This window comes from Sphingobacterium corticibacterium, from assembly GCF_004208525.1.
GTDB classification, from domain to species: domain Bacteria; phylum Bacteroidota; class Bacteroidia; order Sphingobacteriales; family Sphingobacteriaceae; genus Sphingobacterium; species Sphingobacterium corticibacterium.
In genome coordinates this window covers 1,352,343-1,367,216 of sequence record NZ_SGIT01000001.1, presented here as the reverse complement: position 1 = coordinate 1,367,216, position 14,874 = coordinate 1,352,343, and the positions used below count along the sequence as shown (strand labels likewise).

The window sequence follows — 14,874 nt, the reverse complement described above, 5'->3', positions numbered from 1 at the left end:
AATTTCAATAAGTCATGGGAAATATTCTTTATTTAATCGCGGTTATTCTGGTTATTATTTGGGCTGTTAGCTTTTTTGGCGGATATGCTTCAGGAGGTATTATTCATATCCTGTTAGTGATTGCCATTATTGCTATTCTACTACGTGTTATACGAGGGGCGGCCTAATTGGTCAATGTTTTTAAATAGAATTGGGCTATGGAAATATCTTCCGGAAAGGTGATTTTTATATTTCGATGATCACCTGGAATAAGATGTATGCTATAGCCCAATTTTTCTACCACGGAGGCATCATCTGTAAACGATGGTATTTCCTCCTGTTGGAATGCCTGATACAATATATGCCCTTGAAACGTCTGGGGGGTCTGTATAATCCATACCTTCTCTCTCTCCACAGCTTTATTTTCTACTTCATTTCCTAGTCGAATAGAATTTGTACTCGGTACCGCCAATACGGTGGCAGCATAGAGGACGGTTTGTTCAAAGCACGCGTCTATCGTTTCTGATGTAATGATAGGACGGGCAGCGTCATGAATGGCGATGAGCGTATTGTCCAGAAACTGATGTTGTTGTTCGGCAATATATCGTACACCATTTCGGACACTTTGGAAGCGCGTTTCTCCACCGCTAATGACGATATGAGGTGTCTGAAAATCATGTTTTTCGCACAACTCTTCCCAAAAAGCGAACATATCGGGGTGTAATACCAATATTAATTGAAGTTTATGCTCGGCATTGGCGAACCTTTCCAGTGTATGCATGGCCACAGGTTTTCCATCAAGCAATAGAAACTGCTTCGGCAAATTACTTTTCATCCGGCTTCCCGAGCCCCCTGCAACAATAATGGCGTATCTGTTTTGCATATTGGTTAAAATTAAAAATTTTATGTTCTTTTTTCTCTCAAAAAAGAACCAAAAAAGTCGTCGCTTCGAATGTTTTACATTTGGGATAGTACTAATGATGAATTTGTACAGCTGTAAAACATTCGGATGCGACTGTTAAAGTTAAGAAGGGATTCTGCAATTGCGAAAAAAAAATAAAAATCAATTATACCGTAATTGGCTTCCTTTTTCTGTGTCATTCACGACGGTGATAGCGCGGGGAATACGTTCTTTCAGTTCCTCCACATGAGAAATAATACCGACGATGCGATTATCTTTATTTAAATATTGCAATGTTTCAAATACCGTATTCATACTTTCTGGGTCTTGGGTGCCAAATCCCTCATCAATGAAGAAAAAGTTCTTGTCTGCTTTGTTCATGGATTGGATGTTTTCGGCCAATGCGAGGGCAAGACAAAGTGATGCCTGAAATGCTTGCCCTCCCGAAAGTGTTTTTACCGAACGTTTAAAGCCATTGTTTAAGAAGTCTATCACCTCAAATTCATTATTTTCATTGATGGTAAGGCTGAGATTATTTTTTGTGAGGCGGTGAAAACGTTGATTGGCAATTTCGCACAAGCGTTGTAAATGTATACTGGATACATAGTTGACAAAGCCAGATCCGCGGAAAAGATTTTCCAAAGTGGTCAAATTACTTTTACGAAATGTTAGCTTCTCGTATTCTTCCAATAATTTTTCTTTTTTATCAAACTCAACGCGTAAGCGCGCATATTCTTTTTCCAATGCTCCCGTGACACGAATCTGCAATTCCATTTCCTCGCGTTTTAATGTGTAGAGTGTCGTCTTTTCCTGATAGATCGATTCCTCATACGCATCATGGATTATACGTTTTTCCAGATCAGCGATATGCCGCAAAAGGATTTGTAAGTTTAGGTTGAACTCCTGTATAGTTTTGCGGTTATGTTCCACATTCAGATTCTTTTGCAGGATATGCTGTACTTGAACAATATCACTGTAGCCATGTTCTTTGAGCAAAGAAGAGATTTCCGCTTGTTTATTGTTGAGTTGTTGGTAGAGCTGTTGGAACTGTTCTTTTGAAGCTGTCCGCTCACCATTAATATGGGCAAACTCGGTTCTTAAGGACTGAATAGATTCAGAAAGACGTTTGTGACCTTCCTCCAGTAACTTAACCTTATTTTCGGTTTCCTGTTTTTTATTTATAAGTGCTGTTTCGTCATATTGCTCAAAATCGTCTATATTTAATTGTCTAATCTGTAGTTTATTTTGTTGATTAAGCTGATCGAGTACAACAACACTTTGTTCAAATTCTGCAAGGGAGTTTTTGTATTTTTCTATTTTCGATTGAGCCGTTTGCCACTGCACGCGGAACTCCTTTAAGGATGTTTCTGCCAATTTGATATGGGTTTCCGCAAGATGGTTTTTATCTTTATACGAAAGATAGGTCGTTTTGTCGGTAGGGGAAAATTCTTCCCAGCGGAATTGCTCGCGATGGATGTTAAGCTTTTCCTCCATTTTTTGGAGATTAGATTCCTGTTGAGCAAGTTGTGTATTCTTCTCCCGTTGCCGTATGGATGCTGCTGTTAGTACTTGATGATTTACTTTGAGTTGTTGTAAACGCTGTTTTATTTCTGTTTGTTTGCCGAGAACCTCTTGTATGTTGACCGCCACATCATGGTTTATCATCGGATAGGGGTGGTCTAATGCACCGCATAGCGGGCAAGGTTGTCCATCGGCAAGGTTATCGGCAAACTCCGATAACTTTGCTTGCACTTTCAAATGGGTTTCTTCCTGTTGGAGGGAAGTAAACTCCGTGTTTAGATCCGTTTCCTGCTGAAATAAGGCAGATTCCCAATTGTCCATGGGTATCGACTGTTCTTCAAAAGCTTTCGTTGTTTGCACTATCTCATTCTGGAGTCGTTGTATTTGTGTCTTTAGCTCGTTGATACTACTATGGGTATTGTCGTTTGTTTGATACCAAGCCTCTAATGCTAATAATACCGAAGTGTCTACCCGCGTATTTTTGAGCTCATCCAATCGTTTTTCCTCGCTTTCTATTGACGACAAAAGCTTTTTTTCTTCTTCTTGTGCTTGTAGGAGATATGGCTTTCCGTCTTGCAGGCGTTTGTGGAGTGCCTCTTGCTGTTTTTTATTTTGGGCGATGCTAATGAGCAATTTTAAATCTTCGCTTTCCGCTTTAAATAAATCCAACCGTTGAAAATCAGGTGCTATTTTTTTCCATTCCGTCTCTTCTTTTTCCAAACGACTTAAAACTTCAAGCTTGCGTGTAGTCAGTTGTTCAATTTTATGCGTCAGTTGTTCTTTTTCTTTGTTTAAGCTATGTGTAGTATTTAAGATTTCCCGAAATGCCAGCTGGGTAGTTTCGTATGTTTGTAGTTCTTTTTCCAACTGGGAAATTCGTGGCTGTTCTAGCAAGTATTCTTGCACTTCTTCTTTTTTATGCGCTAATTCCTCCCGTATTTTTTTGCTCTCTGTAAGTCGGATGACCTCTTTTTCCAGTGATGTAGTTTCCTGTTTCACCAGGGTCAATTGTTGTTGTGCCGTGTCAAGCTCCTGTTGTTTGCTATGTAGTATTTCCGTACTGACGGCATCGAACCCCGAGAGTGCGCCGTTTAATTGTTCGAGTTTGCTGTTGTTTTGTTTTTGCAATATCCCAACTTTAGAACCCAAGTCAAAACGATCGAGGTTAAAGATATCTTTCATCATCTCCGATCGGTCTTTACCTCGCAATTCTAAAAATTCTTTAAATTGTCCTTGTGGAATAATGATAGTCCGTCGGAAATTGGGATAGGTAAGTTGGGTTACGCTTGCTCCATCGTTGGAATCTAATGGTATCCATGAACCATTTTTCCACTCGTAAGCATAACGTTCTAATGAGGTCGTGTCCTCAAATTTCTTTCGTCGTTTCCATTGTGCCGTGAATCGAAATCTTCGTCCTTCGTAATTTAAGAACTCAAACACGATATTAGCTATATCCGAGCGAAGATTGAGCATATTATAGGCTCTTTTCTCTTGTTTGTTGAGTCTCTCCGTTTCACCATATAGCGCAAAACTAATAGCCTCAAGTATCGTTGATTTACCAGAACCTACTTTGCCAAAAATGCCAAATAGTCCGGCTTCTGTCAATTGGGTAAAGTCAATTTCTTGTTTATCTTGATAAGAATATAATCCTTCGATACTTAAATAAAGTGGTAGCATGTTTAATCCTCTGTTTCCGTTTCACAATTAATAACTTCATTTAATAAATCCATTAGTTCTGGATTAGGTTCCTGTCCAAGCCGATGTTGAAAGTAATCCTTAAAAAGTACATCAATATCCTGGTCGAGATTGATGGTCGGCGTTTGCGCAGGATTCAATGCTGTTTGTCGTACAATAGGGATGATATGAATGATACCATCGTGTGCTTCATGAATGCGCTTCATGTCGGCGGAGTTAAGGAAAGTATTACTCACCAATGTTAGCTCGACCAATGTGCCTGGATTTTCATTTAACCATATCACGGCGTCGTCAACATCATCAAAACGCTTGCGATATAGTTTTCTCCCGGCGATAACTGGGACAAACCGGTATTGTGCAGGATGTTCGGGAACTGCCTCAACGATCACGACGCCTTTTTTCTGCCCTGCCTCCGAAAAAGAGTAAGCGAGTGGGCTACTGGGATAAACAACTGGACTTTGCTGGTCTCCAATATTCTGAAACCGGTGGAGATGTCCCAATGCGGTGTATTGAATTTGTGGCGGGATAGCATCGGAATACACGAGGTCTGCATGTCCCACTTTGAGTGGCTTTTCGCCTTCCGGTTCTTCCAATATTTCTCCGCCACGTTGTAACATATAGAGGTGAGTTGTCAGCAGGTTTACGCCTTGATTGTCACAATGTATATTTCCGATGGCGAGCCAGTGTTTTCTTAAAAGCTCGTTGAGTTGTTGCGCTTTATCGTCCATGCCCAAGAATTGTTTTAACCGAAGCTCGTTGGCAAATGGCGTATGCATGATACGCAATGGGTAGTTGTATTGCGGTAGGGATATTTCCAGAAATCCCGCAGTGGACACACGGATAGCGAATCCGTCTTTGATTTGAAAGGGTCGGATAGTTGCTTGGGGATAACCGATAAAGATAATTCCACACTCACGGGCAAGTATATCAGGTGCATCGATTCGATCTGCACTATCATGATTGCCCGCAATGGCGATGACAGGACGTCGTCCTTCACGACTAAGCCGCCGCAACGTTTTGTATAATAGTTCCACGGCTTCAACGGGTGGATTGAAGGTGTCGAAAAGATCTCCGGCCACAATAACGGCGTCTACACTTTCTGCATCTGCTATTTCACATATCTCCGTTAATACGGCGCGCTGTTCTTCCAATCTCGAGAAATAATCCAATCGTTTACCTAAATGCCAGTCGCTCGTATGTAATATCTTCATCCACGTATTTTTTATTCTGTCTTGTGTTTTGGGGATTAAAATTAATGAAATTAATGCCAGAAATACGTTAAGAAGTGTGAATTTACTTTTATTTCTTATCTGAATGCCCTAAATCTTTAGCTGGATTGACCACATCACGAACCAATTGTTTTAGTTCTTTAATTTCCGGAAATCGGCCTTCTATTTTCCTATCAAAAAGAACTTCTCCGTCAATTGCGACAGAGAACCGGCCGCTGATTTCACTTGGCACTAATGTGACGCCATATAGATCGTCCACAAATGTTGTTAATAGTTCTTGTGCTATATAAGCAGAGCGCAGCATCCATCCGCATTTGGGGCAATATAAAATGGTAATAGTGGGTTTCATACTTGTGCAGATTATTTTGTTCAAAAATAAAAATATATTTTTTTCTTGTATATATACAAAGTTGTTTATAAATTAGTAATTCATAATTCAGGCCGCTAGAGCATGGCGGTAAGTTATAATTGGTTTTACAAAGGTTTCTACTCGCCCGGGTAGAAACCTTTATTTTTAGTCGATTATTTTTCTTAATTTTACCGCTACTTTTTGTTAGTGCTTGTCAAAAAAATTAGGAGAAAATTTGGATTATTTAGCAGGATTAAACCCTTCGCAACGGGCGGCGGTGGAGCAGACAGAAGGGCCAGTAATGATCGTTGCAGGTGCGGGTTCGGGAAAGACGCGCGTTATTACCTTCCGTGTGGCACATTTGATTCGCAAGGGCGTGGATCCCTTTCATATTTTGGTGCTTACCTTTACCAACAAAGCTGCAAAGGAAATGCGGGAACGTATTATGAGCGTTGTGGGCCAAGAAGCAAAAAATATATGGATGGGGACCTTCCACTCCGTATTTGCGCGTATTCTTCGCGTAGAAGCAGAGCTTATCGGGTATCCCCGGAATTTTACAATATACGATACCGATGATACCAAAAGTTTGATTCGTGCCATCTTAAAAGAAATGAACCTCGATGATAAGTTGTATAATGCTAATCATGTGTATGGGCGCATATCTTCCGCTAAAAATAACCTGATCTCTCCACAGGAATATAATAAAAATGAGGCCATTATGGCTGAAGATATTGCAAATGGACGTCCGCAGATGGGACAAATTTACATGACCTATGCGCAACGTTGTTATCGTGCAGGGGCAATGGATTTCGATGATCTTTTGTTTAAGACAAATGTATTGTTGAATAAGTATCCAGAAGTGTTGCACAAATACCAGCATCAATTTAAATACCTGATGGTGGATGAGTATCAAGATACGAATTTTTCGCAGTATCTTATTGTAAAAAGATTGGCGGCGGTCAATGAAAATATCTGTGTGGTGGGGGATGATGCGCAAAGTATTTATGCGTTCCGCGGTGCGAATATTCAAAACATTCTAAATTTTCAAAAGGATTATCCCGACGTTCAAATTTTTAAACTGGAACAGAACTACCGCTCTACGAAGATGATTGTCAATGCGGCAAACAGTGTGATCGAAAAGAATCAGAATCAGTTGGAGAAGAATGTTTTTTCGGAAAATGAGGATGGAGAGAAAATAAAGGTTGCCCGTGCGTTTTCTGATAATGAAGAAGGGAAAATTGTAGCAGAGGCTATTACGCAGGAGCGCGCATTAAAAAATCTGCGTTATAAAGATTTCGCTATTTTATACCGAACAAACGCACAATCTCGTGCGATGGAAGAGGCACTGCGAAAAATCAATGTTCCTTATAAACTGTATGGCGGCACATCTTTCTATCAACGTAAGGAAATCAAAGATTTGATTGCGTATTTCCGTTTGACGTTCAATCCTAACGACGAAGAGGCATTAAAGCGGGTCATCAACTATCCACGTAGAGGGATAGGGGATACGACAGTAGAGAAAATTTTGGTGGCAGCAGACCAACAGCAATATCGATTATGGGATGTGGTTGTTAATGCCCACACGTTTCTCGATGGACGAAGTGCCAATGCGGTAGGTAATTTTGGGCTGATGATTCAAAGTTTTCAAGCGGTGGCAAAAACCAACTCGGCGTTTGATACAGCGATGCATATCGCACAACATTCGGGTATATTGAAAGATCTCTATGAAGATAAATCAGTAGAAGGGCTTAGTCGTTATGAAAATATCCAGGAATTGTTGAACGGTATCAAGGAGTTCTCCGAACGTGAAGACATTGAAGAAAGAGGTTTGGATGTTTTTATGCAAGATATCGCGTTGTTGACCAATGATGATAACGACAAAGATCCTAATGCAGATACGGTGTCCATGATGACGATACATGCCTCAAAGGGGTTGGAATTTCCGGTGGTATTCATTGTAGGTCTGGAGGAAAATTTGTTCCCTTCGCAACTCTCTCTAAATTCCCGTTCCGAGTTGGAGGAAGAAAGACGGCTTTTCTATGTTGCGGTGACGCGGGCGGAGAAAAAGTTACATTTGTCTTATGCTACGTCCCGTTATCGTTGGGGAACGCTTAACAACTGTGAACCTAGTCGTTTCTTGGATGAGCTCAATCCAGCTTGTCTGGAGCTTGATTTTAAACCACGGAGCACGGCCATGGAAACAGGCGGGAGTTTTCAGTCGGAACGTATGGCCTGGAAACAGAAAGACACGGAGTCCTATTCGAAACCAAAGCCAAAAATAGTAAAAACCACCTCGATATTGCCGAAGGCACACGTTCCTACACCCGGTTTTGCACCGTCGGATACATCCGTGCTGCAGGTCGGTATGGAAGTAGAACATGAACGGTTCGGGTTTGGAAAGGTAGTGAACTTAGAAGGTAACCGACCAGATATAAAAGCAACTATTTTCTTTAAAGAGTTGGGACAGAAACAATTGTTGCTTAAATTTGCAAAACTTAGAATAGTACAATAATAAGATAAGATAATAAACTACGCTTACAGAGCGTTTTCTAAGCGTAAAACTACACTTTATGGATTTCGACTACAACAGTACCCGGTCAAAATTAATTTTGGCAGAATATGGAAGAAATGTGCAAAATATGGTAGACTATATCTGCACGCTTCCTACAAAAGAGGAGAGAAACCGATATGCACAGGTCGTGATCGACATGATGGGCGTATTGAATCCGCATTTGCGGGATGTTTCGGATTTTAAGCATAAACTATGGGATCATTTGCATATCATTTCTGATTTTAAGATTGATGTGGATTCCCCATATCCTATTCCGGCGCGTGATGCTATTCACAAGAAGCCGGATCTATTGGATTATCCGCAACATTCCATTCGTTATAAACATTATGGCCACACCATCGAGCGTATGATTGAAAAAGCGCTCGCTATGCCTGCTCCGGAAAATAGAGAGCGCATGGCGTTGTCCATTGCCAATTTCATGAAGATGGCTTATATGACCTGGAATAAGGATACGGTGCAAGATGACCATATTATCCAGAATTTAGCGGAACTTTCTAATGGACTATTGACATTACCTGCGGATACGGTGCTGACTAAACTGGATTTTAAAACACCTCCTCCGGGCAGTCGGACAAAAAGTGGAACTACTCCTACTAATAACAATAACCAAAAAAATAACCAGAAAAGTAACGGTAAAAAGAATATGGTGAAGAAGAAAAACGGACCTAAAAAAGTTTCGTACAGAAGGTAAACTTATTTGACGGTTTAAATAGGAGGGCAATTGTGTGGCGAGAATCGTTATTCAGTTGCTCTCTGTTTTATTTTAAAGTTAGGAAGTTATAGGGTTAGAAAGTTTACATATACTATATAATAAGGTATGAGCGCATTTGAAATAGTTGGTGGAAAGAAATTAAAGGGGGAGATTATTCCTCAGGGAGCAAAGAATGAAGCATTACAGATTCTGTCCGCTGTGTTGCTTACGGAGGAGAAAGTGACGGTGAGTAATGTTCCTGATATTAAGGACGTAAATAAATTAATAGACCTTTTAGTAGCACTGGGTGTTTCGGTCGATCGGATCAATAAGGATACCTATTCATTTGAAGCAAAAAATATCAATATCGATTATTTTCAGTCAGAAGAGTTTAAGTATAAGGGAGGGGGATTGCGCGGTTCTATTATGATTGTCGGGCCGCTGTTAGCTCGTTTTGGAAAGGCGGCGATTCCCAAACCGGGAGGAGATAAGATAGGTCGACGCCGGTTGGATACGCATTTTCTGGGATTTGAGAAATTGGGTGCAAAATTTGTTTATGATGCCGAAAAGAATTTCTTTCATGTAGATGCATCGGAATTGAAAGGTGCGTATATCTTGATGGATGAGGCTTCGGTAACGGGTACCGCAAATATTGTGATGGCGGCTGTATTGGCCAACGGAGTCACCACCATTTATAATGCGGCTTGTGAACCTTATTTGCAGCAGTTGTGTAAGATGTTGAATCGTATGGGCGCTAAAATCTCAGGTATTGGATCAAACTTGCTGACTATAGAAGGTGTCGATCGATTACGAGGGACGAGCCACCGTATGTTGCCAGATATGATTGAAATCGGATCTTTTATCGGTATGGCAGCGATGACGGGATCGGAAATTACGATTAAAGATGTCTGTTTTTCAGAATTGGGAATTATCCCCACGGTATTTGCGAAGTTGGGAATACAATTTGAGTTGCGCGGAGATGATATTTTTATTCCGGCACAAGACTCCTACGAAATTGAAACCTTTATCGATGGCTCTATATTGACGGTTGCAGACGCACCATGGCCAGGCTTCACGCCCGATCTATTGAGCATTGTTTTGGTGACGGCTATTCAAGCAAAGGGAAATGTATTGATTCACCAAAAGATGTTCGAAAGCCGATTGTTCTTTGTGGATAAACTGATTGATATGGGGGCACAAATTATTCTTTGTGATCCACACCGCGCAACGGTCATCGGTCTTAATAAGCAGGTGAAATTAAGAGGTATTGAAATGACTTCTCCGGACATTCGAGCGGGGGTTTCTCTTTTAATTGCTGCGCTCTCGGCTCAGGGAAGGTCTATTATATATAATATAGATCAGATCGAACGTGGGTACCAAGATATTGAAGAAAGATTGCGGGCCTTAGGGGCTGATATTCGAAGAATAGAGGTGCCGCAAGTATAAGTTGAATGTCGGATAATATGGAAAGGGTAAACATGAGGTTTGCCCTTTTTTTGTTTGTGTAAATGCTTTTTTTGTGATTTTTTTTGTGAAAAATATATTTGTTGTATATGTATTAGTGTTTTATTTGGTTTTTGTGCTTTTTATTGCATTGATTTCATGTATTTGTCTGTTTTAATTTTAATTTTTTAAATAAAAAGCTTTTTTTTTGTAAATTTTTCATATTATTGCATCATAAAAATTGTGAAATATGTCTATATATCAGAAAAAATCATTTTTACCATTCTTATTGATGGTTGCTTTAGTGGTTGTTGCGTTTTTTAACCCCGCTTTGCCGACAGGATCGGCTGAACATGAGTACAGTTCTGCAGATGTTGCCTGGATGTTAACTTCAACAGCATTGGTTTTAATCATGACTCCCGGATTAGCCTACTTTTACGGTGGAATGGTCAAAAAAAGAAATGTTATTTCTACCATGCTCCAAAGCTTTATATGTATGGCGGTCGTAGCTGTTATGTGGTTTGCGTTTGGGTTCAGTTTAGTATTTGGTGACTCTATTGGTGGAGTTATTGGAAACCCAACGACATTCTTTATGTTTAACGGCGTATTGGATCGCGAACCTTGGGATGGGGCTCCTACTATACCATTCGTATTGTTTGCTATGTTTCAGCTCAAATTTGCTATTATAACACCGGCGCTTATAACGGGGGCTTTTGCGGAACGTATTCGTTTTACGTCCTATATTCTTTTCATTTGCTTATTCTTTATTTTTATTTACGCACCGCTGGCACACGCAACATGGCATCCAGATGGAGTATTGCTCCAAATGGGCGTTTTAGATTTTGCTGGTGGAACAGTAGTACATATGTCTGCCGGATTAACAGCATTAGCTTCCGCCATCTACTTGAAACAAGGTAAAACAGCTAAAGAACATACACCAGCAAGAATAACGTATGTACTTTTAGGTACTGGGTTGTTATGGTTCGGTTGGTTTGGTTTTAATGCAGGATCAGCTTTTGCGGCGGACGCCTTGGCGGCAACGGCTATGGCTACTACTACAGCAGCATCTGCTGCGGCAGCGATTATGTATATCTTGTTTGATGCTGCTAGAGGCATTAAACCCTCTGCTATGGGTACATGTATTGGCGTTGTTGTTGGTTTAGTAGCTATTACGCCCGCTGCGGGATTTGTCAGTATTCCACATTCTATCGTTATAGGTGCTATCGCAGCTATCATAAGCCGATTACTGATCGATTGGCGTACGAAATCGAATATTGACGACACATTAGATGTGTTTCCTAGCCACGGTGTAGGCGGTATGGTCGGTATGATATTAACAGGCGTATTTGCGCATTCGGCTATCAACGGAGCCGTGGAAGTGAATGGTCTGTATTACGGCGAAACAGGATTGTTTACCGCACACCTTATCGGCCTTGTCGGCGCCTCTGTATTTATTCTCGTGGTCGCGTTCATTCTTTTAAAAGTAACAGACACGATCACCCCTTTACGCGTTAGCGAACAAGAGGAGGAAGAAGGGCTGGATTTATCGCAACATGGTGAAAGACTCTCTTATGAAGGCAATAATTAACAGACATTAAATTCCCTCGATTACTAAATAAATAATGGAAAAGACCGATGCAAATCGGTCTTTTTTTGTATCGTAACCTGTGTTTTTGGTATAGATACACTAATGATCAGCACTAGACAGGAAAAAAGATGTAAATTCTTATTTTAGCGTCTATATAAAATTAAAAAATAGACTATACGATAATTGTTTGTTAGCATGAGGAGATAAATGGCCGAAAAATTAAATTTGCTTTATGAAGAAGCGAAGGTGTACGTCAGAGCCCACTACGACGAAAAAGATCTGAATCATTTGGGCATCGCTAAGGCACTGGGATGTTCTTCCAGACAGCTTAGCCGGGCTTTTGAAGGTAAACCGGAAACGCTGCACGCTTGGGTTATAAAAATCCGATTGCTTGTAGGTCACAATCTGTTGGCGAACGAACCTGCATTATCCATACGGGAGGTAGCACGTCGGTTGCATTTTTATGACGACAAGCATTTTAGGCGTGCCTATAAAAAGCACTTTGGTCGCCTGCCGCGGCAATCGTAAATTATGGGGATCAGACAGAAAAAATTGTTGTTTTAATATGAAGTTTTCGTGTCAAAAAAGAACGATTGGTTGGTGAATAAAGATGATCGGTTAGTGCTTTTAAATTCTATTTGCGGAATAAGGACCATTGGTTGGTGAATAAAGATCATTTGTTAGTGCTTTTGGACTTTATTTCTGGATTAAGAACTATTTGTTGGTGAATTAGGATCTTTTGTTAGTGCTTTTAAACTCTATTTCCGGAATAAGAACTATTTGTTGGTGAATAAGGGTCATTTGTTAGTGCTTTTGAACTTTATTTCCAGATTAAGAACTATTTGTTGGTGAATTAGGATCTTTTGTTGATGAAAAAGACTTTTCTTATTTCGAAAAAATGAGGTGTAAGAAGGTGTTTAAATAGCTTTTAGTGCTGTTTTTTCGGTTAAAATCATCTTTTTGTATGGGGTATATTTTCGCCAAAAAAAATGGGTCTGAAAATCTGCACCAATCAGGTGATGAGCTGCACATTTTTATAGCAATATCTGCTTTAAAAAAATTATCTTTGCCAATTAGAATATTGGATAAGGACCTGTATGAAGCATATACGTAATTTTTGTATTATCGCCCATATCGACCACGGGAAGAGCACATTGGCCGATCGCCTGTTGGAGTTTACGAACACCATTACGCAACGGGAGGCTCAAGCGCAACTGTTGGACAATATGGATTTAGAGCGTGAACGTGGGATAACGATAAAATCGCACGCTATTCAAATGGAATACACGCAAGATGGCCAGCAATATATTTTGAACCTGATTGATACTCCCGGGCACGTCGATTTCTCCTATGAGGTCTCGCGTTCTATCGCGGCATGTGAGGGGGCATTGTTAATTGTGGATGCTTCGCAGGGTATTCAAGCACAAACCATATCCAATCTCTATCTCGCTTTGGAGCATGATTTGGAAATCATTCCGATATTGAATAAAATGGACTTGCCAGGTGCTATGCCAGAGGAGGTGAAAGATCAGATTATCGATTTGATCGGCGGTAAGCGCGAAGAAATTATACCCGCTTCGGGTAAAACCGGAATGGGTGTACCGGATATTTTAACCGCCATTGTGGAGCGTATCCCCCCGCCGGTTGGTGATCCGGACGGACCTTTGCAAGCGCTAATTTTTGACTCTGTCTTTAACTCTTTTAGGGGAATTATGGCCTACTTTAAGGTGGAAAACGGCGAAATTCGAAAAGGCGACCGGGTGAAATTTGTCGCTACGGGAAAAGAGTATTTTGCGGATGAAATTGGTACACTTAAGCTTAATCAAGTCGCTAAAAATGTGATAAAAACAGGTGATGTAGGCTATATTATTTCCGGTATCAAGGAAGCACGCGAAGTGAAAGTGGGCGATACCATTACACATCGCGATAGGCCTTGTACGGAAGCAATCAGAGGTTTTGAAGAGGTGAAACCGATGGTTTTTGCCGGTATTTATCCGGTTGATACGGAAGACTATGAAGAACTTCGGGAATCTATGCACCGTTTGCAGTTGAATGATGCCTCGCTGGTTTTTGAGCCGGAATCTTCGGCGGCATTGGGATTCGGTTTCCGATGTGGTTTTTTAGGCATGCTCCACATGGAGATTATTCAGGAGCGTCTCGAGCGGGAGTTCAACATGACCGTGATTACCACCGTGCCAAACGTATCCTATCGCGCTTTTCTTACCAAAGATAAAAAGGAAATCGTTGTCCATAACCCCTCTGATCTCCCGGATCCCAGCAAGTTAGATTTCATAGAAGAACCTTATATTAAGGCGAACGTTATTACCAAGGCGGATTTTGTAGGGCCGGTGATGTCGTTATGTATCCAGAAGCGCGGAACGATTATTAACCAATCTTACCTAACTTCTGATCGGGTCGAGCTGACTTTTGAAATGCCTATGGGCGAAATTGTTTTTGATTTCTATGATAAATTGAAGACAATCTCTAAGGGGTATGCGTCATTTGATTATCACCAAATTGGCTATCGACAGTCGGATTTGGTAAAACTGGATATTCGGTTAAATGATGAGCCGGTAGACGCCTTGTCTTCCCTTATTCACCGGAGCAATGCCTATGATTTTGGGAAGAAAATTTGCGAGAAATTGAAAGAACTTCTGCCACGTCAGCAATTTGAAATCCGTATACAAGCCTCCATCGGCGCAAAAATCATAGCGCGCGAAACGATTTCAGCTTTACGTAAAGACGTAACCGCAAAATGTTACGGAGGCGATATCTCCCGAAAACGTAAATTGTTGGAAAAACAAAAGAAAGGTAAAAAGAGAATGCGTCAGGTAGGGAACGTGGAAATTCCACAATCCGCATTCATGGCCGTTTTGAAATTGGATTAAGAAGCAGATAATACGTAT

Annotated in this window: 11 protein-coding genes; 7 read left to right on the top strand and 4 right to left on the bottom strand. The window is 40.7% G+C overall.

From position 1 onward, the window contains the following. The first annotated feature begins 14 nt into the window (after positions 1–14). The gene (locus EWE74_RS05665) at positions 15–167 is read left to right on the top strand and encodes a lmo0937 family membrane protein (protein WP_130140517.1); all 153 of its coding nucleotides are present in this window, start codon (positions 15–17) and stop codon (positions 165–167) included. On the opposite strand, the gene EWE74_RS05660 is transcribed toward EWE74_RS05665, so the two are convergent. The 4 genes from EWE74_RS05660 to EWE74_RS05645 all read right to left on the bottom strand — a co-directional run bounded on the left by EWE74_RS05660 (position 164) and on the right by EWE74_RS05645 (position 5,674). Continuing rightward, positions 164–862 (bottom strand): 2-C-methyl-D-erythritol 4-phosphate cytidylyltransferase, encoded by a 699-nt coding sequence (locus EWE74_RS05660; RefSeq protein WP_130140516.1) that lies wholly within the window; start codon positions 860–862, stop codon positions 164–166. The two genes, EWE74_RS05665 and EWE74_RS05660, sit on opposite strands and share 4 nt — an antisense overlap. A gap of 180 nt (positions 863–1,042) precedes the next feature. Beyond that, a complete protein-coding gene (locus EWE74_RS05655; protein ID WP_130140515.1) occupies positions 1,043–4,078 on the bottom strand; it encodes an AAA family ATPase in 3,036 nt (1,011 codons plus the stop codon). 2 nt (positions 4,079–4,080) lie between these two features. After that, positions 4,081–5,307: a metallophosphoesterase family protein gene (locus tag EWE74_RS05650; protein WP_130140514.1), complete on the bottom strand. Its 1,227-nt coding sequence runs from the start codon at positions 5,305–5,307 to the stop codon at positions 4,081–4,083. 88 nt (positions 5,308–5,395) lie between these two features. Continuing rightward, a complete protein-coding gene (locus tag EWE74_RS05645) occupies positions 5,396–5,674 on the bottom strand; it encodes a SelT/SelW/SelH family protein (protein WP_130140513.1) in 279 nt (92 codons plus the stop codon). A 235-nt stretch (positions 5,675–5,909) separates the two neighbouring features. Between EWE74_RS05645 and EWE74_RS05640 the strand changes: the two genes are divergently transcribed. From EWE74_RS05640 to lepA, 6 genes are all read left to right on the top strand, one after another. Continuing rightward, positions 5,910–8,186 (top strand): ATP-dependent helicase, encoded by a 2,277-nt coding sequence (locus EWE74_RS05640; RefSeq protein WP_130140512.1) that lies wholly within the window; start codon positions 5,910–5,912, stop codon positions 8,184–8,186. A gap of 58 nt (positions 8,187–8,244) precedes the next feature. Continuing rightward, positions 8,245–8,937, top strand: a complete 693-nt coding sequence (locus tag EWE74_RS05635; RefSeq protein ID WP_130140511.1) for a DUF4290 domain-containing protein — start codon at positions 8,245–8,247, stop codon at positions 8,935–8,937. A gap of 126 nt (positions 8,938–9,063) precedes the next feature. Then, complete coding sequence (gene murA, locus EWE74_RS05630) at positions 9,064–10,383, top strand: UDP-N-acetylglucosamine 1-carboxyvinyltransferase (protein WP_130140510.1); 1,320 nt, start codon at positions 9,064–9,066, stop codon at positions 10,381–10,383. A gap of 247 nt (positions 10,384–10,630) precedes the next feature. Beyond that, positions 10,631–11,968: an ammonium transporter gene (locus EWE74_RS05625; protein ID WP_130140509.1), complete on the top strand. Its 1,338-nt coding sequence runs from the start codon at positions 10,631–10,633 to the stop codon at positions 11,966–11,968. A gap of 207 nt (positions 11,969–12,175) precedes the next feature. Next, complete coding sequence (locus EWE74_RS05620; RefSeq protein WP_130140508.1) at positions 12,176–12,496, top strand: helix-turn-helix domain-containing protein; 321 nt, start codon at positions 12,176–12,178, stop codon at positions 12,494–12,496. A 569-nt stretch (positions 12,497–13,065) separates the two neighbouring features. After that, positions 13,066–14,856 (top strand): translation elongation factor 4, encoded by a 1,791-nt coding sequence (lepA, locus tag EWE74_RS05615; protein WP_130140507.1) that lies wholly within the window; start codon positions 13,066–13,068, stop codon positions 14,854–14,856. Positions 14,857–14,874 lie beyond the last annotated feature (18 nt).